At 73.0% G+C, this 21416-nt stretch carries 19 protein-coding genes; 9 read left to right on the forward strand and 10 right to left on the reverse strand.

Annotated features, from left to right (window positions below):
* Window positions 1-7: 7 nt before the first annotated feature.
* From ABME01_RS10985 to ABME01_RS11000, 4 genes are all read right to left on the reverse strand, one after another.
* Entirely contained in the window at window positions 8-1702 is a 1695-nt protein-coding gene (locus tag ABME01_RS10985) for a CHAT domain-containing protein (protein WP_353828450.1), read from the reverse strand.
* Window positions 1703-1790: 88 nt separating this feature from the next.
* The gene (locus ABME01_RS10990; RefSeq protein ID WP_353828451.1) at window positions 1791-2819 is read right to left on the reverse strand and encodes an NYN domain-containing protein; all 1029 of its coding nucleotides are present in this window, start codon (window positions 2817-2819) and stop codon (window positions 1791-1793) included.
* Between the two features lie 58 nt (window positions 2820-2877).
* On the reverse strand, window positions 2878-4956 hold the full coding sequence (locus tag ABME01_RS10995) for a CHAT domain-containing protein (RefSeq protein WP_353828452.1): 2079 nt from the start codon (window positions 4954-4956) through the stop codon (window positions 2878-2880).
* A 107-nt stretch (window positions 4957-5063) separates the two neighbouring features.
* Window positions 5064-6014, reverse strand: a complete 951-nt coding sequence (locus tag ABME01_RS11000; protein WP_353828453.1) for a 2-hydroxyacid dehydrogenase — start codon at window positions 6012-6014, stop codon at window positions 5064-5066.
* Window positions 6015-6102: 88 nt separating this feature from the next.
* On the opposite strand from ABME01_RS11000, the gene ABME01_RS11005 reads away from it, so the two are divergent.
* A complete protein-coding gene (locus ABME01_RS11005) occupies window positions 6103-6663 on the forward strand; it encodes a hypothetical protein (protein WP_353828454.1) in 561 nt (186 codons plus the stop codon).
* A 72-nt stretch (window positions 6664-6735) separates the two neighbouring features.
* Here the strand turns inward: ABME01_RS11005 and ABME01_RS11010 are convergent, their stop codons facing one another.
* The 3 genes from ABME01_RS11010 to ABME01_RS11020 all read right to left on the reverse strand — a co-directional run bounded on the left by ABME01_RS11010 (window position 6736) and on the right by ABME01_RS11020 (window position 10486).
* The gene (locus ABME01_RS11010; RefSeq protein WP_353828455.1) at window positions 6736-8388 is read right to left on the reverse strand and encodes a M28 family peptidase; all 1653 of its coding nucleotides are present in this window, start codon (window positions 8386-8388) and stop codon (window positions 6736-6738) included.
* 149 nt (window positions 8389-8537) lie between these two features.
* Complete coding sequence (locus ABME01_RS11015; RefSeq protein WP_353828532.1) at window positions 8538-10019, reverse strand: MFS transporter; 1482 nt, start codon at window positions 10017-10019, stop codon at window positions 8538-8540.
* Between the two features lie 5 nt (window positions 10020-10024).
* Complete coding sequence (locus tag ABME01_RS11020; RefSeq protein ID WP_353828456.1) at window positions 10025-10486, reverse strand: MarR family winged helix-turn-helix transcriptional regulator; 462 nt, start codon at window positions 10484-10486, stop codon at window positions 10025-10027.
* Window positions 10487-10598: 112 nt separating this feature from the next.
* Between ABME01_RS11020 and ABME01_RS11025 the strand changes: the two genes are divergently transcribed.
* The 4 genes from ABME01_RS11025 to ABME01_RS11040 all read left to right on the forward strand — a co-directional run bounded on the left by ABME01_RS11025 (window position 10599) and on the right by ABME01_RS11040 (window position 15031).
* Window positions 10599-12353, forward strand: coding sequence for a circularly permuted type 2 ATP-grasp protein (locus ABME01_RS11025; RefSeq protein WP_353828457.1), 1755 nt, complete (start codon window positions 10599-10601; stop codon window positions 12351-12353).
* Window positions 12347-13276, forward strand: a complete 930-nt coding sequence (locus ABME01_RS11030) for an alpha-E domain-containing protein (RefSeq protein ID WP_353828458.1) — start codon at window positions 12347-12349, stop codon at window positions 13274-13276. Before ABME01_RS11025 ends, ABME01_RS11030 begins: the two co-directional genes overlap by 7 nt.
* Entirely contained in the window at window positions 13273-14118 is an 846-nt protein-coding gene (locus ABME01_RS11035; protein ID WP_353828459.1) for a transglutaminase family protein, read from the forward strand. The genes ABME01_RS11030 and ABME01_RS11035 overlap by 4 nt, the downstream gene beginning before the upstream one ends.
* A gap of 64 nt (window positions 14119-14182) precedes the next feature.
* Window positions 14183-15031, forward strand: coding sequence for an alpha/beta fold hydrolase (locus ABME01_RS11040; protein WP_353828460.1), 849 nt, complete (start codon window positions 14183-14185; stop codon window positions 15029-15031).
* 30 nt (window positions 15032-15061) lie between these two features.
* On the opposite strand, the gene ABME01_RS11045 is transcribed toward ABME01_RS11040, so the two are convergent.
* Window positions 15062-15724, reverse strand: coding sequence for a histidine phosphatase family protein (locus ABME01_RS11045; protein WP_353828461.1), 663 nt, complete (start codon window positions 15722-15724; stop codon window positions 15062-15064).
* A gap of 162 nt (window positions 15725-15886) precedes the next feature.
* Between ABME01_RS11045 and ABME01_RS11050 the strand changes: the two genes are divergently transcribed.
* The 3 genes from ABME01_RS11050 (at window position 15887) to ABME01_RS11060 (ending at window position 18808) form a co-directional block, all read left to right on the forward strand.
* Complete coding sequence (locus ABME01_RS11050) at window positions 15887-17116, forward strand: glycoside hydrolase family 6 protein (protein WP_353828462.1); 1230 nt, start codon at window positions 15887-15889, stop codon at window positions 17114-17116.
* A 100-nt stretch (window positions 17117-17216) separates the two neighbouring features.
* Window positions 17217-18266: a lipoate-protein ligase LplAB gene (gene lplAB / locus ABME01_RS11055; RefSeq protein ID WP_353828463.1), complete on the forward strand. Its 1050-nt coding sequence runs from the start codon at window positions 17217-17219 to the stop codon at window positions 18264-18266.
* A gap of 221 nt (window positions 18267-18487) precedes the next feature.
* Window positions 18488-18808: a hypothetical protein gene (locus ABME01_RS11060; RefSeq protein WP_353828464.1), complete on the forward strand. Its 321-nt coding sequence runs from the start codon at window positions 18488-18490 to the stop codon at window positions 18806-18808.
* A gap of 8 nt (window positions 18809-18816) precedes the next feature.
* On the opposite strand, the gene ABME01_RS11065 is transcribed toward ABME01_RS11060, so the two are convergent.
* Window positions 18817-19332 (reverse strand): hypothetical protein, encoded by a 516-nt coding sequence (locus tag ABME01_RS11065; RefSeq protein ID WP_353828465.1) that lies wholly within the window; start codon window positions 19330-19332, stop codon window positions 18817-18819.
* A gap of 135 nt (window positions 19333-19467) precedes the next feature.
* On the opposite strand from ABME01_RS11065, the gene ABME01_RS11070 reads away from it, so the two are divergent.
* The gene (locus ABME01_RS11070) at window positions 19468-20364 is read left to right on the forward strand and encodes a DNA-methyltransferase (RefSeq protein WP_353828466.1); all 897 of its coding nucleotides are present in this window, start codon (window positions 19468-19470) and stop codon (window positions 20362-20364) included.
* Between the two features lie 23 nt (window positions 20365-20387).
* Here the strand turns inward: ABME01_RS11070 and ABME01_RS11075 are convergent, their stop codons facing one another.
* Window positions 20388-21413, reverse strand: a complete 1026-nt coding sequence (locus ABME01_RS11075; RefSeq protein WP_353828467.1) for a LacI family DNA-binding transcriptional regulator — start codon at window positions 21411-21413, stop codon at window positions 20388-20390.
* Between the last annotated feature and the right edge of the window lie 3 nt (window positions 21414-21416).

Consider the following 21416-nt stretch of genomic DNA (forward strand, 5'->3'; position numbering starts at 1 on the left):
CGCGCGCTCACTGCGCGGGAACGACCGTGACCGTCACCTCGAAGGCGCCGGTGTTGTCCGCGCGCGTGGTGTCGTTCAGCCCGAGGACGAGCGTCCCGCTGACGGGGCACACGTAGTCCGCGCCGGACCCGATGGCGAAGACCGGATCGTCGGTGTCCTCGAGCTGGCCGATGAGCGCCCCCGTCGGGATGCCGGCGACGATGCGGTCCTCGACCTGCACGTCCTCCGCCATCCCGTCGGGGCCGAACGGGGTGCCTGCGGGATCCGGGCGTGCCTCGCCGGTCGCGGTGATGTCGAGCCGGTCGTCCTCCTCGCACCAGACGTCGGTCCAGACGGAGTCCGCGTCGGCGTCGACCTGCCACACCGTGCGCGAGGTCCCGCCGATCCCCTCCACGGCGACCGGACCGCCCGATCCGTCGTCCCCGGACTCCCACGGTCGAACCGCGAACAGCACGGCGCCGATGACGACCGCGGCGGCGGCCGCGATCCCCGTCCACACCGCCCAGCGCGGCGGGGTGCGGGTTCGCCCGGCGGGCTCCGCGTCGCTCCCGTCCCGCGCCGGACCGGCCGGCGTCCCGGCCGTGGTCGTCGAGCCGGCGAACGGCCGGGCGAACAGGTGCGCCTCCTCGCCTCGCAGGTAGAGCACCGGGGTCACCCACTCCAGGGTGCCGCGACCCGTCCCGAGGATGCCGATGCGACCGCTGCGCACCGCTTCGTCGACCGGCCGGCCCTGCGCGAGCGCCGTGTAGAAGCCGCGCGCGAACGCCAGGGCCGCCGCGTCGCTGATCGAGTACTGCATCGCGACGACCGATCGGATGCCGCTGTGCGCGAGCGCCGCGGCCGTGCCGGAGAACAGGTCGGAGGGACTCGCCGCGCCGGAATCGCATGAGTTCAGCACGACGAGCGGCGGGGTCGGGTCCGCCTCGTCGAGCAGGTCGGCCAGCGCGTGGGCCGGGACCAGGTCGGCTCGGCCGTCGGCGTCGACGAACGCGAGGACCCCCTCATCGGCCGCCTCGTCGTAGTCGCCGTGCCCGATGAAGTGGAGCACGTGCCATCCGCCCTCGAGCAGCCTGGCGTGGACGGCGGCCCAGGACGCATTCTCGAGCCAGGCGAGCTCGACGAGGCCCGCGTCGATCTGCGACCCGAGCGCCTGGCTGAGTCGTTCGCGCTCGGCCTCGGCATCGAGCTGCGGCATGCCGCGCGGCGACGCGACCATCGCGAGGATGCGCAGGGGCGGCTGGATCGCGAGCGGGGCGGTCGCATGCGGCGACGGGACGTGGCGCACGAGCGGATCGCGACGGCAGAGGTAGGTTCCGTCGACCGGGTCGAACAGGGCCTCCCAGGGGAGGGCCGCCAGCTCGGCCGACGTCAGCCGGAGCACGAGCTGCAGCTGCGCATCGCGCTCGGCCGCGACGGCGGCACTCGCCCGGTACGCCGCGCCGACCTCGCCCTGGAACGTCGCCTCGAAAAGGGTCCGGCCCACCTCGCGCACCGCCTCCTCGGTCGCCGGCACCACCCGCCGCGCCGGGACCGCCGACGACAGCACGCTCGCCTCGAGCAGGGATCGCCGCGCGGTCAGCGCATCGACGTCGAGCCGCACGGAGGCGAACGGTTCACCCCCGCCGTCGGACCGGAGGACGCGGACGACGTACGTGCCGGCCTCGGGGGTCGGCCCGATCTCGAGTTCCAGCACCGCGTCCATCGGGCTCCCGCACGGCCTCGGACCCGGCGTGCACCGCGAACGGGCCGTTCACCCGAATCATCCCAGAACGGCCGCGCGAAGGGGAGCGTCAGCCCTTCTTGGGCCGGATCCGCACCCGATTCTGCCCCGAGTCCTCGTCGAGCTCGACGACGCCCCCGCGCGACTTCAGGAAGTCGGTGAAGGACGCGAATCCGAGCTTGCGCTCCTGGAAGCTCGGATCCATGCGCAGCATCTGGTTCTTCACCGACCCCGACATCTGCCACTCCTCGTCGTTCTTGGCGCGCATCAACTCGAGCGCCTTCAGCAGGAGCCGACCCGGGTTGCGGGGACCGGGCTGCGCCTCGTCGCCCGACCCGTTCCTCCCGTCGTTCTTCGCCTCGTCCTTGGCGGAGCCCCGGTCGCCCTCGCCCGACGCCTTCGACGACGACTTCGCGCGCCGCGGTTCGGACTTCGACGACGAGCCGGACCGGCCACCGGACTTCGTCGCGGCTTCCGCCGTCTCGGCGGCGTCGCCTCCGCGGGACGCCTCCGCCGCCTCGTCGTCGCGCACCGCGGCATCCGTCGCCAGCAGTGCGTCGTAGTCGGCGTACTCGTCGCACGCCGCGGTCAGCGCGCGGCTCGTGCCGCCAGCGACGCCGATGCCGACGACGTAGCGCCCGAGCTTCTTCGCCTTCTGGGCGAGGGCGACGTAGTCGGAGTCGCCCGCCACGATGACGATGTGGGAGAGGTTCTCGATGAGGAAGAGGTCCTCGATCGCGTCGACCGAGAGGCGGATGTCGGCGCCGTTCTTGGTGGCCGACAGCGGGAACAGCTGCACGAGGTCGACGGCCCGGTCGATCAGCTGCGTACGGTAGCTGGCGTTGACCGGGGTCGACCAGTCGGCGTACGCGCGCGCGATCGCGATCGTGCCGTAGGTGGCGGCGAAGTCGAGGACCGCATCCACGTCGACCGTCGCCTCGGCGAGCCGCTTGCCCGCCTGCGTGCCGGGGGAGACGGTCTTCGTGCGACTGGTGTCCTTGCGATAGGCGCCGTCGCCGTGGAGCTGGTCGTACCGCGAGATGACGATGTTGTCGAAGTCGAAGTAGAGCGCGACGCGCGGTTCTGCCGAAGCGGGCATGTGGGCCTTCCGTCGGGGGTTCGCCTCGATCGTAGGCCCGTGGCGCGGCCGCCGCAGGTCACTCGGCCGCGCGGAACCGGATCTCGGCGGTGAAGCTCCCGCGGTTGTCGTCGGTCACGCCGTCGTTGACCCCGATCCACAGGGTGCCCGCGTTGGGGCAGACGTAGGTCGAGGTCTCGGCGACCGCGAACCGCTCGTTCGCGGTCATCCTCAGCCCGCCGATCAGGGCGGCGAACGGGAGGTCGGGGGCCGGGCGCGGGAAGTCCTGGGTGGCGTCCCCCTCGATTCCGACGGCCGTGCTGTCGGTTCCGTCCCAGCGCATCGTCCCGGACCCCGTCACCTCGAACTCGTCGCCCTGCCGGCAGGCGATGCCGGTGTCGAGCCAGTCGTCCGAGTCGGTGAGCGTGACCTCCGCGACGGTGTCCGCCTCGCGGGTGCCGTCGGTCGTCCCCTGGCCGCCGGCGTCGACCTCGGTGTCCGTGGACCCGGACCCGCGATCGTCGACCTCGGCCACCGGCTGGTCGCCGGTCGAGCGGTCGGCGCCGTCCGATCCGCCCGGTTCGCCGGCGATGCGCCCGAAGACGAGTGCCGCGACGACGATCGCGATCGCGCCCACGAGCGCGACCAGCAGCCACGGGATCCATGCCGGGGTCCGTCGGCGACGGTGCGGCGGCGTGGCGGCGGTGCGCGATGCCGGAGCCCGCGGTGGACCGGCCGTGCGGGACGGGGCCGTGCGCGGGGGACGCGGAGGCGAGCCGGTGCGCGTCGGCGCCGGCACGGTCGCGCGTCCAGCGGGGGGAGGTGGCGTCGGAGCCGGCCGCGTCGCCGCCGCCGCGGTCCACCAGGCGGCCGGGGCGGACGCGGCGCCGACCAGGATCGGGCCGGAAACGGTCGCCGGCTTCGCCGTGGCCGGACGGCCCCGTTCCGGCTCGGGCGGCTCCGCCTCCGCGGGCGTCCCGTGGGCGGCGGGCGCCGCGTCGGGGGACTCCTCCGCGGCGACCGCCGCGGGAGCCTTCTCGGGCGGTCGCGGCTCGGAGCGGATGTCGAACAGGTGCGCATCCTCGCCGCGCAGGTACAGCACGGGCGTGACCCACTCCAGGGTGCCGCGCCCGGTGCCGAGGATCCCGATCCGTCCGCTGCGCACCGCCTCGTCGATCCCACGGCCGTGCGCCAGCGCCGAGTAGAAGCCGCGCGAGAACTGGATCGCCGCGGAATCGCTGATCGAGAACTGCATCGCCGCGACGGCGTGGATGCCGCTCCGCGCGAGCGCCGCAGCGGTCCCCGAGAACAGGTCGGTCGTGCCCCCGGCGCCGGACTCGCACGAGTTCAGCAGCACGAGCCGGGGCGTCGGCTCGGCCTCGTCGAGGAGGTCGGCGAGGCTCGAGGCCGGGACGTAGTCGGCACGGCCGCGCTCGTCGACGAACGCGAGCACGCCCTCGTCGGTCTGCGTGTCGTAGCCGCCGTGGCCGATGAAGTGCAGGACGTGCCACTCGCCGTCGAGCAACCGATCGTGCACGGCCGCCCAGGTCACGTTCGTCAGCCACTCGATCTCGACGCGGCCCGCCTCGATGTGCGTGCGCAGGGCGTCGTCGAGCAGGTCGCGTTCGCGCTCGACGTCGAGCGGCGGAAGGCCGCGCGGCGAGGACACCATCGCGAGGATCCGCAAGGGCGGATCGATGGCGAGCGCGGGAGGCGAGAACGCGGCGGGCACGTGCCGCACGAGCGGATCCTTGCGGCAGAGGTACGAACCCTCGACCGGATCGAACAGGGCCTCCCACGGCAGCGCCGCCAGCCCGGGCGCCTTCAGCCGCAGTGCGACCTGCACGCCCGTGCCGCGCTCGGCGGCCACGGCCACGCTCGTCCGGTACGCCGTGCGCACCTCGCCCGTGAAGGCGGACTCGAAGAGCGTCCGGCCGACCTGCTGGATCGCGGCCTCCGACGCCGTCACCACGCGCCGCGCCGCGACGGCCGAGGCGAGGACGCTCGATTCGATGTCGTCACGACGATCGACGAGCGCATCGAGGTCGAGGGTGAAGGTCTCGGACGGCTCGCCGCCGCCGACCGACCGGAGCACCTCGACCACGTAGGAGCCCGGTTCCGGGCCGGGCCCGATCTCCAACTCGAGTACGGCGTCCATGTGCGGATCCTCCGCCCGAAGGGCCGGCACGACCAGCGTGCGGGCCCTGATCTCCGCCTGAGGGCGGCCCCCGACCCCGCGGCGGCCGGCCGCTCGCCGGCCCCGCGTCAGCTGCGCAGCACGACGTTGCGGGGCTCGTCGCCCCGGGCCATCCGCTCGATCTGGTCGCGCAGCAGCCGCGCCATGCGCGGCATCATCGCACTCGTGGCACCCCCGACGTGCGGCGAGACCAGCACGTTCGGCAGGCCGAACAGCGGATGCCCCTCGGGCAGCGGCTCGGGGTCGGTGACGTCGAGCGCGAAGCGCAGCCGTCCGCTCTCCGCCTCGGCGAGGATCGCGTCGGTGTCGGCGACCGGGCCTCGCGCCACGTTCACGAGCAGCGCGCCGTCGGGGAGCGCGGCGAGGAAGCCGGCGTCGACGAGCCCGGTGGTGGCGTCCCCGAGGGGCACGGCGACGAAGACGACCTCGGCGTCGGGCAGGAGGCGCGGTAGCTCGTCCGCACCGTGGATGCGGCCGCGCTCGTCGTCGCGCGCGTGGCGTGCAACGCGCGTCAGCTCGACCTCGAAGCCGGCCAGGCGCGACTCGATGGCGCGGCCGACGCCGCCGTGTCCGAGCAGGAGCACCCGGCGGTCGGCCAGGCTCGCGTGGCGGGCGGGCGCCCACCGGCCGTCGGTCGCGGCGCGCACGAAGTCGGGGATGCCGCGCTGGGCGGCGACGGCGAGGCCGACGGCGAGCTCGGCCGTCGAGGCCTCGTGCACCGACGCCGCGTTGGCGAAGACGTGGCCGCCCGGGAGCGCGCCGGGCACGTCGTCGTACCCGATCGACTGGGACTGCACGAGGCCGACCTCCAGGCCAGCGAGTGCCCCCAGCCGGTCGGCTGCGCCCATGTACGGGGGCACCACGATGTCGATCCGGCGACCGGTCGCCTCGGCCGGAAGCGGATCCGCGAGGTTCCAGACGACGACGTCGACCCCGTCGGGCACCCCGCCCGGGACGGCGCCGAGTGCGCGGCGGAGGGTCTCGCCCGGGACGGTCACGAGGAGGCGGTCGTCGCTCATGCCTCGATCCTCGCAGGACCCGCGGTCGCGCGGGGCCCCTCGGTCGCGGGCGTCGCCGGTCGCCGGCACGGCTGCTACCGTGACGCGCATGGACGAGCCGACCGCCGCCTCCGCCTCGCAACCGCACCGTTCGGCGCGTCGGCGCCGACGTGATGCGCTGCCGCTCGAGGAACGGGGCGAGGCGCTGAAGGAACGCGTCTATGCGACCTTCACCGGACTCGCGATCGTCCTCGTGCTGCACGAGAACGCCGACCACGTCAGTGCCGAGCGGGCGACGCTGACGCTCCTCGTCGGCATCGTCGCGATCACCGCGGCGGGCTTCGTCGCCGACGTGGTGTCGCACCTCGCCGTGCACGCCGACTTCCCGCGCGGCGCGCACCTCCTGCGGATGGCCCGGGTGGCCGCCTCGGCGCTCGGGTCGGCGAGCATCCCGCTCGTCCTGCTCGTGCTGGCGATCCTCGGCGTCCTGGACCTCGAGGTCGCGCTGACGGCGGCGGCGGTCGTCTACATCCTGACCCTCGCCGTGATCGGGTACATCGCCGTTCGCCGCACGCACGTCGCGTGGTGGGAGCAGGTCATCGCCCTCGGCATGCTCGTGCTGCTCGGGCTCGCGGTCCTCGGCCTCCAGCAGCTCGCGCACGGCCACTGAGCCGGCGGCGCCCGTGAACGAGGTCGGCCCCTCGCGACGAGCGCGAGGGGCCGACCGTTCCGATCCGTCGGATCAGCGGAACAGGTGCGAGCCGAGGTAGTCCCCGGCCTTCTGCGCCTTCGCCGACGCCTTCGCCGTGCCGTTCACGGACGACGTCGTCATCGCGTAGGTGAGCACGGCGTGCGCGATCGCGTCGGCCATGTCGTCCAGGCCCTGCTGGTTGACGTTGCTGATCGTGCCGTCCCACTCCAGGGCCCCGCCGTACGCCGCGTTCAGCGCCTCGTAGAGGTCGGCGTCCGCACCGTCCCCGACCGGGTCGAGGCTGTCGCACGCCTGGTGGTAGCAGGGGTCGTACGACACCGGCTCACCCTCGAACTCGGCGAGGCCGCCGTACATGCCGACCTGCTCCGCCGTCTTCGCGCCCTCGGCGCCCGTGAACAGGCCGCCCGCCGGGATGCCGGCGCTGATGAAGGCGTCGTAGTCGGACCGGCCGTCGAACGCGGTCGGCTCGGACTCGACGCCGATCGACTCGAAGAAGTCCGAGAACAGGTGCTCGATGTCGTCGCTGCCGCTCGGGCCCTTGATGCCGAACGCGTCGCCGTCGCCGTCGTACACGAAGTTGGCGTAGTTCGGCGAGCCGACCATGTCGAAGTTGAGGTAGAGCTCGATCTTCTTCGACTGCTGGTTGGTCAGGGAGTCGACGTAGTGCTGCGAGCCGAGCAGGCCCGCCTCCTCGGCGCCCCACCAGGCGAAGCGCACGGCGTTGCGCGGCTGGATGCCGAGCTCGGCCATCTGCAGCGCGGTCTCGAGGATCGCGCCCGAGCCGGAGCCGTTGTCGTTGATGCCGGCGCCGCCCGACACCGAGTCGAGGTGCGCGCCGGCCATGATCACGCGGTCGGTGCGCCCGGTGGGCGTCTGCGCGATCAGGTTCTGCGTGGGCACGTCGAGCTCGATGAGCGTGTCGGTCTTGAGGTGCATCACGACCTCGCCGCCGTCGAGGAGCGCGGCGAGCTCGGCGCCGACCTCGTACGACGTGCCGACGACCGGGATCGGGTCGGAGAACGCGTCGCCGAGCGTCGCGTTCAGCGTCTCCTGGCGGCCGTCCTGGCCCTCGTTGAAGATGATCACGCCGCTCGCGCCCGCGTCGTAGGCGTTCTCGGCCTTCAGCGAGAAGTTGCACGAACCGCGCTGGACGAGGGCGATGCTGCCGGCCGTGAACCCGTCGAAGTCGGACGCCTCGCAGCCGCTCGTCGAGGTGTTCGCCGACGATCCCGGCGGGAGGACGAGGTCGACCGCCTCCAGCGGAGCGGTGACGTCGCCGCTGCCGGAGTACTCGGCCGTCACGAAGTCCTCGAACACCGTGTAGCTCACGGGGTCGGGGGAGACGCGGTCCATCTCGGCGTCCGAGAGCTCGGTGAACGAGTTGAACGTGAAGTCCTGCCGCATGGTGTCGTAGCCGGCGGCCTGCAGCTGGCCCTCGATGTAGTCGATCGAGGCGCCGAAGCCGGGCGTGCCGCTCGCCCTGGTCCCGCCGTTGGCGTCGGCGACGGCCTGCAGCTGCTCGAGGTGCGCCATGATCCCGTCGGAGGTCACGGCGTCCCGGAGGGCGGTGGTGTTGATCGGTACTGCGGCCTGGGCGCCGGTGGCGCCGAGGGCGATGACGGCGGTGGCGGCCACCGTCGTCATCGCGGCATTCCTGGTTCTTCTGTTCACGGTCTCTCCCATGGGACTCGTCAGAACCGGGGGCAGGGTGCCGTCCGGGTCGTCCGGGCGGCGCCGGGGGCGCGCGGCCCGGATGGGAACCAACCCGAACACGGGAAGGCCGCGCAGTCAAGGGTCTTCCCCGACCTGCCCCGGCGTCGCGCGTCCGCGGGTCAGCCCGGCCGGGTCGCGGAGGCGGGTCGCCGCGAACCCTGCGCGCCGCCGGCCGACGGCGAGGCGGTCCGCGCTGCGGTGTGCCGCGTCACGCGGTGCGGCATCTCCGTCGGGGCGTCGTCCGGCAGGTCGACCGGGATCGTCGACGCGACGAGCTCGATGGGAGCGGTGCTCGTCGTCGGGAGTTCGACGGGCCGCGTGATCGGCACGGCGATCGCGGCGGTCGGGGCCTCGGCGTACGCGAACGCGAAGCGCGGCATCCGCCGGCCGAGCGGATGCCGGACCACGCGCAGGCCGCGGGCGACGATGAGCCAGGCGAGCCCGATGAGCGCCGCGATCGCCGCCGCTGCGGCGGCGACCCCGAGCGCCCAGCGCGGACCCCAGGCGTTCGCGACCGCGCCGACGAGCGGGGCGCCGATCGGCGTTCCGCCGGAGAGGATCGCCATGTAGAGCGCCATGACCCGGCCGCGCAGCAGCGGATCGGTGGTGGTCTGCACGTAGCCGTTCGCCGTCGTGAGCATGGTGACGGCCGCGAACCCGATGAACACCGTCGAGGCGGCGAACAGCCAGTAGCTCGGCATGACCGCCGACACCGCCGCCGCGGCGCCGAACAGGCCCGCGGCGATGATGATGACGCGCATGCGGGCGCGGTCGCGACGGGCGGCGAGCAGGGCGCCGGTGAGCGATCCGATCGCGAGGATCGAGTTGAGCACGCCGTACTCGCCGGCCCCGCGGCCGAACTCGACCGCCATGGTCGAGGAGAAGATCGGGAAGTTCATGCCGAACGCGCCCACGAGGAACACGACCGCGAACACCACGACCAGGTCGGGTCGTCGGGCCACGTACCGGAAGCCCGCGACGAACGCGCCGCGCTCGCGCGGTGCTCGAGCGGTGCGTCGCAGCCTCGATCCGCGCAGCTTCGCCAGGGCGACGAGCACCGCGACGAAGGTCGCCGCGTTGATGATGAAGACCCAGCCCGTGCCGACGAGCACGATGAGCACGCCCGCCAGCGCCGGTCCGATCATGCGGGCGGCGTTGAACGACGCCGAGTTCAGCGCGACCGCGTTCGACATGTTCGACGAGGAGACCAGGTCGGCGACGAAGGTCTGCCGTGCCGGGATGTCGACGGCGTTGACGATGCCGAGGAGGCCGGCGAAGACGTAGAGGTGCCAGAGTTCCGCGTGCCCGAAGACGAGCAGGAGCCCGAGCGCGAGCCCGAGCAGCATGAGCGCCGACTGGGTGAACATCAGCACCTTCCGGCGCTCGAAGCGGTCGGCGATGAGGCCGGTCACGGGCACGAGCAGCAGCTGGGGGGCGAACTGCAGGGCCATCGTGATGCCGACCGCGAACGCGTCGTTGTCGGTGAGCTCGGTGAGCACGACCCAGCTCTGGGCGGTCGCCTGCATCCAGGCGCCGATGTTCGACACGAGCGCGCCGACGAACCAGATGCGGTAGTCGACGGAAGCGAGGGAGCGGAACATGGATCTCACTGGTCGGAGAGCCTCCTGAGGATCTCGGTGGCGGATGCGAGCGTCTCGCGCTCGTCGGGGGAGAGGGCGGCGAACCGCTTCGCGAGCCAGGCGTCGCGACGGCGGCGGGTCTCTCGGACGATCTCCTGGCCGGCTTCGGTCGCCTGCAGGAGCACCTTCCGCCCGTCGTCCGGCGAGCCCTCGCGTGCGAGGAGCCCGGCGTCGACGAGGCAGTTCACCGTGCGGTTCATGGACGGGGGCGTGACGCGCTCGAGCTCGGCGAGCCGTCCGGGCGTCAGCGGCCCCTCGGTGGCCGTCCAGGCGAGCGCCGCGTACTGCGTCGCGCTGAGCTCGGCGTCGGCCCGCTCCTGGCGGATGCGCCTGGCGAGCCGCATCACGGAGAGCCGGAGCTCGGTGCTCTGCTCGGCGAGCGTGCCGCGACGCGCACGTGCGGGGGCCTGGGTGGGGGAAGCGGTCACATCATTAGCGTAACAAATTAGCGTGGCTAATGATTCCACCTCGCTCCGGTCGGATTCCGCGACGACGCGTGTCGGTAACCGTCCTGAAACACTCGGCTGGAAGCCTCGGGGGATGGGAAGCCTCTTCGACGGATACGCGGCGACGCGGCCGCGCAAACGGGGCCGGGCGACGCCCTGGGACGAGATGTTCCCGGCCGACGCCGTGACCGTGCGCGAGTCGTACCGCGAGCTCTACCCCGCGCTGGCCCGGATGACGCAGGACGAGCTGCGCGGCAGGACCGAGGCGCTGGCCAGCAGCTACCTCGCCCAGGGCGTCACGTTCGACTTCGCGGGCGAGGAGCGCCCGTTCCCGCTCGACGCGGTGCCGCGGGTCGTCTCGGCGGCGGACTGGAGCCGGGTCGAGGCCGGCGTCGCGCAGCGCGTGCGTGCGCTGGAGCGCTTCCTCGGCGACGTGTACGGGCCGCAGGACGCCGTCCGCGACGGCGTCATCCCGGCACGGCTGCTCAGCTCGTCCACGCACTTCCACCGGCAGGCGGCCGGCATCGTGAGCTCCAACGGCGTGCGCATCCACGTCTCGGGCATCGACGTCATCCGCGACGAACGCGGCGACTGGCGCGTGCTCGAGGACAACGTCCGCGTGCCGAGCGGGGTCAGCTACGTGATCTCGAACCGGCGGGTGATGGCGCAGACCCTGCCCGAGCTGTTCACGTCGATGCGCGTCCGCCCGGTCGGCGACTACCCCAACCGCCTCCTGCAGGCCCTGCGCGCGAGCGCGCCCGAGGGCATCGACGACCCGACCGTGGTGGTGCTCACCCCCGGCGTCTACAACTCGGCGTACTTCGAGCACACGCTGCTCGCGCGGCTCATGGGCGTCGAGCTCGTCGAGGGCCGCGACCTGTTCTGCTCGGGCGGCCGCGTCTGGATGCGCACGACCGCCGGACCGACGCGCGTCGACGTCATCTACCGCCGCGTCGACGACGAGTTCCTCGATCCGCAGCAGTTCCGCCCCGACTCGGTGCTCGGCGCGCCGGGGCTCATGCTCGCCGCCCGCCTCGGCCACGTCACCATCGCGAACGCGGTCGGCAACGGCGTCGCCGACGACAAGCTCGTCTACACCTACGTCCCCGACCTCATCCGCTACTACCTGGGCGAGGAACCGATCCTCCCGAACGTCGACACCTGGCGCCTCGAGGAGCCCGACGCGCTCGCCGAGGTGCTGGACCGCCTCGACGAGCTCGTCGTGAAGCCCGTCGACGGCTCGGGAGGGAAGGGGCTCGTCGTCGGTCCCGACGCATCGCGGTCCGAGCTCTCGGCGCTGCGCTCGCGGCTGCTCGCCGATCCGCGCGGCTGGATCGCCCAGCCCGTGGTGCAGCTCTCGACGCTGCCGACGCTCGTCGAGGACGGCATGCGGCCGCGCCACTCCGACCTGCGGCCGTTCGCGGTCAACGACGGCGACGACGTGTGGGTGCTGCCCGGGGGCCTCACCCGGGTCGCGCTGCCCGAGGGGCAGCTCGTCGTCAACTCCAGCCAGGGCGGCGGATCGAAGGACACCTGGGTGCTCGACGACGCCGTCACCACCGGCCCCATCGCCGGGATCGTCCCGAGCCGTCACGCCGACGCCCACGTCGCCGACATCGGCTCGATCGTGGCCGACCAGGCGACCGCCCCGCCGACCTCGTCGATCCCGGTCATCGGCGGCGAGCCCCCCGCCGCGAGCCCGCACCACCGGCACCGGCCGGAGTCGTCCCCCCAGGACGAGGACGCGTCGATGCGCCAGCAGCAACAACAGCAACAGCAGCAACGACACGGATGGCGCCCGCCGCCGGATCGCCGGCCGGACGGGTCCGACGAGGAGGCGCCATGCTGAGCCGCATCGCGGAGAGCCTGTTCTGGATCGGGCGCTACGTCGAGCGCAGCGACGGCACCGCCCGCATCCTCGAGGTGCACCTGCAGCTCCTGCTCGAGGATCCGTGGATCGACGAGGACCAGGCCTGCCGGGGTCTGCTCGCCGTCATGGGCAGCGACGCCGCCGGCGAGGGGCAGCTGGGGCCGCCGGACGTGATCGCGCTCCTCGCGGTCGACCGCCGGCAGCCGGCCTCCATCGCGCACTCGATCACGGCGGCGCGCGAGAACGCGCGACGCGCGCGCGAGATCGTCTCCACCGAGCTGTGGGAGGCGTTGAACCACACGAACTCCCGGATGCCACGGCACGTCGCCTCCGACAAGACGCACGAGTTCTTCCGCTGGGTGCAGGACCGCTCCGCGCTCGCCGTCGGCATCGTCGACTCCGCGGCCAGCCGCGACGAGGCGTGGCACTTCTTCAACCTCGGCCGCTCGATCGAACGCGCCGACATGACGGCGCGCCTGCTCGCGACCCGGTCGCTGACCCTCGCGAGCGGTCCGAGCTGGACGACCATCCTCCGCAGCTGCGGCGGGTACGAGGCGTACCTGCGCAGCTACCGCGGCGTGCCGTCGTCGCTGTCGGCGGCCGAGTTCCTGCTGCTCGACCGCCTGTTCCCGCGCTCGATCATCTCGAGCGTCATCCGGGCCGAGGAGTCGCTGCGCGAGATCGACCCGCGCGCCGGTCGGGTCGGCGTGACCGACCAGGCGCAGCGGCTGCTCGGGCAGATCCGGTCCGAGCTCGAGTACCGGCCGATCGGCGACATCCTCGACGACCTCGCCGGGAACATGGAACGCGTCCAGGAGGTCGTCTCGTCGGCCAGCGACGCGATCCGCCAGCGCTACTTCCCGGCCAGCGTCGTGCCGGTCTGGATCGGAGAGGTCACATGAGCCGGTTGCGCATCGTCCACCGAACGGGGTTCGCCTACGAGCAGCCCGCGACGGCGTCGTACAACGAGGCCCGGATGCTGCCGAACTCGGTCGGCGAGCAGTTCGTGCTGCACGCGAGCCTCGACATCCGCCCGGGCGCGACCCAGCACGCCTACCTCGACTACTGGGGCACCCGCGTCTCGACGTTCGAGGTGCTGACCCCGCACCGCGAGCTCTCGGTGACCGCGACGAGCGTCGTCGAGGTGCGTCCGGCCCCCGGTCGCGGGCCGGAGCCGACCTGGGAGGAGCTCTCGGTCATCCGCGACTCGAGCGTGCCCTTCGTGGAGTTCACGACCCAGACGGATGCCACCGAGCCGCCGCCCGAGGTCGCCGCGCTCGCGGCCGACATCGCCGCCGAGCGCATGCCGGTCGGCGAGACGGCGCTCGAGATCTCGCGCGCGATCGGCTCGGCCGTGGAGTACGTCACCGGCGTGACGGGCGTGAACTCGACCGCGCGCGAGGCCTGGGACCAGGGCAAGGGGGTGTGCCAGGACATCGCCCACCTCGCGGTGGGCGCACTGCGCTCGGTCGGGATCCCGGCGCGGTACGTGTCGGGGTACCTCCACCCCGATCGGGATGCCGCGCTCGGGCAGACCGTGACCGGCGAGTCGCACGCGTGGGTCGAGTGGTTCGCGGGCTCGTGGCGCGGCTACGACCCGACGAACCTCGCCGAGGCCGGCGAGCTGCACGTGCTGGTCGGACGGGGCCGCGACTACGAGGACGTGGCGCCGCTGCGCGGGGTCTACGCCGGGCCCGGCTCGTCGGAGCTGTTCGTGTCGGTCGAGGTGACGCGCGAGGCGTGAGGACCGCCCCCCGGAACCGCCGTGCGGCGCCCGCGACGGGCGCATCGGCTGGCAGGATGAGCGCATGCCGACGTTCACCGACCCGCAGGGCGTGCACATCCACTACCGGTCCTGGCGCGTGCCCGACCCGGTCGCGATCGTCCAGCTCGTGCACGGCGTGGGCGAGCACATCGGCCGCTACGGCGCCCTCGTCGAGGCCCTGAACGCGGCGGGGTACACGGTGTGGGCCGACGACCACCGGGGCCACGGGCAGACCGGCTTCGAGCAGCACGGCGGCGACCTCGACAAGATGGGCCGCCTCGGGCCCGGCGGGCTGCGCGCCGCGATCCACGACGTGCACCTCTTCACCGGCCTCATCCGCGAGACCGAGGGCGACGAGGTGCCGCTCGTGCTCCTCGGCCACTCGTGGGGGTCGCTGATCGCGCAGATCCTGCTCGAGCGGCATCCCCACGACTGGGACGCGGTCGTGCTCACCGGTACGGCGTACCGCACGCCGATCCACATGAACTCGGGCGACCTCAACCGCCGTCACCGGCACCTCGGGACCACCGGCCTCGAGTGGCTCTCGCGCGACCCGGCCGTCGCCGAGGCGTTCGTCGCCGACCCGTACACCACCGCGGTGCCGCTGCAGCAGCTCTTCGGGCTGGTGGAGGCGGCACGCCTGCTCGGCCGCCCGCGGCGGAACCTGCCGGCCGAGCTGCCGCTGCTCATCATGGTCGGCTCGGAGGACACGCTCGGCGGTGAGCGGAGTGCGCTGAAGCTCGCGAACGCGTACGCCTCCCGGTCCGGCCTCGCCGACGTCACGCTCGTCGTCTACGACGGCGCCCGGCACGAGATCTTCAACGAGACCAACCAGGAGGAGGTCCGCGGCGACCTCGTGCGCTGGCTCGACGAGCGCTTCGCCGTCGACTGACGGGCCGCGCCCGCGGGCCGGGATGGCGCGTCAGCGCGCCGTCGCGACGTTGAAGCCGATCAGCCGCGGCTGCATCCTGCCCTCGACGGTCTCGAACCGGACCGGCGTCAGGGCGCAGTTCTCGACCTCGGGGAAGAGGTCGCGATAGCGGTCGGGATCGATCCCGAGCCAGTCGCACAGCAGCAGGCGCATGAGCGTGCCGTGCATCACGACGAGCACGCGGTCGCCGCGCCGCGACTCCGCCGACCCGCCGACGGTCGCCGCGCCGACGCCGAACTCCTCCACGAGCTCGTGCAGCGCGGGCTTCGCCCGCGCGATGCCCTCCATCCCGGCCTCCCCGCCGGGCAGCGGCTGCCGCGCGGGATGCCGCTCGAACGCCGCCCACTCGGCGGGCATCCGGTCGGCGAGCTCTCCCGGCCCGCGTCCCTCGCCGGACCCGAAGTCGATCTCGACCAGCCGGGCGTCGGTGCGCAGCTCGAGGCCCGCGGCCGCGGCGGACGGTTCCGCCGAGAGGCGGGCGCGGCTGAGCGTCGACGAGACGACCGCCGAGAGGCGCGCCCGTCGCGCCCACTCGCCGAGTTCGTCGGCCTGCGCGAGGCCGTGCGAGGTGAGCGCGACGTCGGAGGAGCCCGCGTAGCGGTGCTCGCCGTGCCAGACGGTCTCGCCGTGGCGGGCCAGGTAGAGCGTGGTCATGGCGGCTTCCCCCTCGCCGTCGGGACGGATGCGTCGTGGCCGAGCCTACGCCCGGGCACGGCCGGACCCTTGACAGCATGCGTCCCGGCGGGCCATCCTGAGCGTGTGAGAGCGCTCTCACAACCCCGGCCACGATGTCCAGCCATCAGCACGGAGGAACCGATGATGTTTCCGATACGCGCCATCGTCCCGATCGTCACCGCGGCCGCCCTCGCCGCGGCGCTCGCGGCGTCGCCCGCCCACGCGGCGAACGACGTGCTCGCGCCGGGCACCGACCTCTGGACGAACCCGGCGAGCACGACGATCGAGGCCGCAGCCTCGCTCGAGGGGGATGCCCGCGCGGACGCCCTGCTCCTCGGATCGTTCCCGAGTGCGACCTGGATCAACGGCGGCACGCCCATCGAGGCCAAGCAGGACGTCAAGCGCGTCGTCGCGGCGGCCCATGCGGCCCACGAGGTCCCGGTGCTGGTCGCGTACAACATCCCGTTCCGCGACTGCGCGCAGTACTCCGCCGGTGGGGCGACGACCGTCGCCGAGTACACCGCGTGGATCGACGGCTTCGCGAAGGGCATCGGCAACAAGGACGCCGTCGTGATCCTCGAGCCCGACGGGCTCGGCATCATCCCCTGGTACACCACCATCAACGGGCAGCTCGAGTGGTGCCGGCCCGCGGAGGCGGATGCGGCGACCGCCGCCGACGAGCGGTTCGCGATGCTGAACCACGCGGTCGACGCGTTCGCGTCGCTGCCGAACACCGCCGTGTACCTCGACGGCACGCACTCGGCCTGGCTCGGGGTCGGCGACATCGCCGACCGCCTCATCAGGGCCGGCGTCGAGCGCGCCGACGGGTTCTTCCTCAACGTGTCGAACTACGAGACCACCGAGCGGCAGCAGAAGTACGGCACCTGGATCTCCGAGTGCATCCAGCTCGACCTGAACTCGTGGTGGCAGCGCGCCTGGTGCGGCAGCCAGTACTATCCCGCGAACCCCGCCGACTTCTCGACGTGGGAGCTGACCGACGCCGCATACGACCAGGCGTATGCGGACACCGGGCTCGAGCGCGATCCGAGTGCGCAGGCGCACTTCGTCGTCGACACGAGCCGCAACGGCGTCGGGCCGTGGACGCCGACCGCGACGTACCCCGACCCCCAGGTCTGGTGCAACCCGCCGGACCGCGGGCTGGGCCTCCGCCCCACGACCGACACGGGCGATCCGCTCATCGACGCCTACCTCTGGGTGAAGGTCCCCGGCGAGTCCGACGGGGAGTGCCTGCGCGGCACCGCCGGGCCCGAGGATCCCGAACGCGGCATGGTCGACCCGGCGGCAGGACGGTGGTTCGTCGAGATGGCGGACGAGCTCATCGCGAACGCCGAACCCCCGGTCTCGCCGTAGCCGGCGCATCGGGGCGGGAACCGGTGCGCCCCCCCCGCGGCCGCGCCGGCTCCCGCTGCCGGGCGCGCCCCCGGGCCCGAGGCATCCGTAGGCTGGAGCCATGCACGGTGAGTACAAGGTGCCCGGCGGCAAGCTCGTGGTGGTCGACTTCGACGTCGTCGACGGCGCGATCCGCAACGCTCGCGTGGCGGGCGACTTCTTCCTGGAACCGGACGAGGCGCTGGACGACCTGAACCGGTCGCTCGAGGGCCTGCCCGCGGCATCCGACGCCAAGCAGATCGCGGCCGCGATCGCCAAGGGACTGCGACCCGATGCGGTCATGCTCGGGTTCTCGGCCGAGGCGATCGCGGTGGCGGTGCGCCGCGCCATCACGGATGCCACGACCTGGTCGGACTACGAGTGGGAGATCGTGCACGATGCGGCCGTGCCGCCGCGCCTGCACCTCGCGCTCGACGAGGTGCTCGCGACGCGCGTCGGCGAGGGGCGGCGCACGCCGACCCTGCGGTTCTGGGAGTGGGAGGAGTCGGCCGTCGTGATCGGCTCGTTCCAGTCGGTGCGCAACGAGGTCGACCCGGAGGGCGCGGCCCGCTACGGCTTCGACGTCGTGCGTCGCATCTCCGGCGGCGGCGCGATGATGATGGAGAAGGGCAACGTCGTCACCTACTCGCTGTACGTGCCGGCCGAACTCGTGCAGGGCATGAGCTTCGCCGACTCGTACGCGTTCCTCGACGACTGGGTGCTGCAGGGCCTGCGCTCGCTGGGCATCGATGCGACCTACCAGCCGCTCAACGACATCGCGAGCCCGGCCGGCAAGATCGGGGGCGCCGCGCAGAAGCGCCTCGGCTCGGGAGGCGTGCTGCACCACGTGACCATGGCATACGACCTCGACAACGCCAAGATGCTGGAGGTGCTGCGCATCGGCCGCGAGAAGATCAGCGACAAGGGCATCGCGTCGGCGGCCAAGCGCGTCGACCCGCTGCGCTCGCAGACCGGACTGGCCCGCGCCGAGGTCATCGACCGCCTCAAGGAGACCTTCGCAGGCCTCTACGGCGCGACGCCCGGCACGGTCTCGGCCGACGAGCTCGCCGAGGCGGAGGCCCTCGTCGCCGCGAAGTTCGCCACCGAGGACTGGCTGCAGCGCGTGCCCTGACCCCCGCGCGTCGCAGGGGCCGGCCGCAGAACCGGGCGGTCCCGAGGAGCTGGGCGCGGAACCCGCGCCTTTCTCAGGAGCCGGCCGCGGTATCCGCCCGTTTCTCAGGAGGACGCGCCGCATCGCGACGACCCGCCGGATGACTCCTGAAGAACGCGGGTGGGTGGGCGCCTGTGGAACCGCTGAACGTGGGGGAGCGTCGGGCCGTCTATGATCGCCGGGTGGACTGGTGGATGATCCTGCTCATCGCGGGCGCGGCGATCGCGCTCGTGATGCTGGCCGTGCGCCTGGGATGGATCGACCTGTCCGACAAGACCAAGAAGGGCCGGCCGAGCGGCGCCGCCGTGCTGATGATCGGCGACGAGGTCTTCGCGCCGCGCAAGTACGAGGCGCAGGTCGAGGCCGACCGCCAGGCCCGGCTCCCCGTCCCGGCCCCGCTGCCCGGCGACGGCGACAAGGGCATCGCGTTCGCCGCGCCCGCGGCCGATGACGACGACCCCGACCGCTTCCGCGGCAGCATCCGGCTCGACGTCGGTCGCTGAGCCCCGGCTCACCCGTCGTCGGTGAGCGTCGCACCCCAGGCTCGTGCGCGCTCGAGTTCGCCGTCGGCGAGCGAGCCGGAGACGCCCGCGAGCGTGAACGAGGTCGGCGCCTCGACCGACCGGAATCCCTTGGCGATGAGGGCGCGCATGGCCCGCCTCGCCGTCGAGCCGTGCCACCGCGGGCCCGGCGTCCGCGTGTCGAACGTGGCCGCCGCGACCGGTGCCGCGGTCATCCGCACCGATCGGATCCAGTCCCGGATCCCGCGTGCCGCGAGCGCCGCGGCCTCGCCGGGTGCGGTCGACTCGTGCGTCACGGGCCCCGGCGGGGCCGACGCTGCGGGGCCCGACGACGATCCGCCGACCACGACGAGGTCGATCTCCGCATCGAGCGCGACGGGCGCCTCCGCGGCCGACACGAGGTCCACGCGTTCGACCCCCTCGCTTCCGCGCAGGCCGGCCGCGATCGCCTCGGCGAGGCGGCCGGCATCGCCCGAGGTGCTCTCGGAGACGACCAAGGCGCGCATGACCCGACCTCCGATCGCAGCGGGGAGCGACGGCCCGAGCGCCCGCCGGGCGGGCGGCTCGTCGACCACAGGATAGGACGACGGCGCGCCCCGGCCCGGGACCTAGGGCTGACGGTGCGCTGGCAGACTTGAGCGGTGTCCGACGACGAGCCCGACCGCGTCATCCTCGCCGACAACCTCGACGTGCTGTCGACGTTCCCCGACGGCCGGTTCACCCTCGTCTACCTCGACCCGCCGTTCAACACCGGGCGGGCGCAGACGCGGCAGTCGCTGCGACACGTGCGCTCCGGTGCGACGGATGGCGCCGACGACGCGACGACCGACGCCGACCTGCCCGCGGCCCGGCGGACCGTCACCGGCTTCGCCGGCACCCGGTACGAGCGCATCCGGGGCGACCTCATGCGCTACGACGACCGGTTCGAGGACTACTGGGCGTTCCTCGAGCCGCGACTGGCCGAGGCGTGGCGGCTGCTCGCACCCGACGGCACGCTCTACCTGCACCTCGACTACCGCGAGGTGCACTACGCGAAGGTCCTGCTCGACGCGCTCTTCGGCAGGGAGTGCTTCCTCAACGAGCTGATCTGGGCGTACGACTACGGGGCGAAGTCGAAGCGGCGATGGCCGACGAAGCACGACACGATCCTCGTGTACGTGAAGGACCCGGCCGCCTACTGGTTCGATTCGGCCGCGGTGGATCGCGAGCCGTACATGGCGCCCGGGCTCGTGACGCCCGACAAGGCCGCGCGCGGCAAGCTCCCGACCGACGTCTGGTGGCACACGATCGTCTCACCGACGGGGCGCGAGAAGACGGGGTACCCGACGCAGAAGCCGGAGGGCGTGCTGCGCCGCATCGTGCAGGCCTCGAGCCGACCCGGCGACTGGGTGCTCGACGCCTTCGCCGGGTCCGGGACGACCGGTGCCGTGGCTCGGGCGCTGGGACGCCGCTTCGTGCTCGTGGACGAGCACCCCGAGGCGATCGAGGTCATGCGGCGTCGGTTCGCGGACGCCGCGGACGTGCGATTCGAGGCCTGAGGTGAGGCGGAGGCGGTGCCGGCCTACGCCGAGATCCGGCGCACGAGCCGCGTGGGCATGATGTTGCGGTGGGGGACGTCCTCGCCGGCGAGCAGGCGCAGGAGCAGGTCGGCCATCTTGTAGCCCATCTCCTCGGACGGCTGGTGCACGGTCGTGAGGGGGATGGCCGACGAGGTCGCGGCGGGGCTGTCGTCGTACCCGACGACCGCGACGTCCTCGGGCACCCGCCGGCCGCGCTCACGCAGCACCGCGAGCGCACCGGTGGCCATGAGGTCGCTCGCGACGAAGATCGCGTCCAGGTCGGGCGCCCGGTCGAGCAGGCGACGGGTCGCGGCGACCGCGCCGGCGACGGTGAAGTCCGCGGACTCGACCGCGTCGGCCGGGAGGCCGGCGGTGGCCATCGAGCGCCGGAAGCCCTCGAGGCGGTCGACCGCGGCGGGCATGTCCAGCGGGCCGGTGATCGTGCCGATGCGCTTGCGGCCGACGGCGATGAGCCGTTCGGTCGCGGTCATCCCGCCCTCGAGGTTGTCGACGTCGACGAAGATGTCGGTGTCGGTGATGTTCGGCGGCCTGCCGCCGAACACGATGGGCATCTCGTGCGCGGCCTCGTGGAGCTGGTGGTCGCCCTCGTGGTGCGAGACGACGAGGGCGCCGTCGACCACCCCGGACCGCAGGTAGCGCACGGTCTTGCGATTGGGATCGCTCGTCGACAGCAGCAGGTTCAGCAGGTACTCGCTGTCGTCGAGCCGGCGGGTGATGCCCTGCACGATCGCGGCGAAGTACGGGTCGCCGAAGAACATCCGGGTGTCCTCGGGCACGACGAGCGCGATCGCCCCGGACGTGCGGCTCGCGAGGGAGCGCGCCGCCCGGTTGGGCACGTAGTTGAGCTTGTCGATCGCCGCGTTGACCGTGCGGACCACTTCGGCGGAGACCTTGGGCGAGCCGTTGACGACGCGACTCACGGTCGCCCGCGACACGTTCGCCTCGCGCGCGACCATCTCCAGGGTCGGCGCCGATGCCCGCCCTCCGGATCCGATCGTGCTCGTCATGTC

The organism is Agromyces litoreus (assembly GCF_040496015.1).
Taxonomy (GTDB): Bacteria; Actinomycetota; Actinomycetes; order Actinomycetales; family Microbacteriaceae; genus Agromyces; species Agromyces litoreus.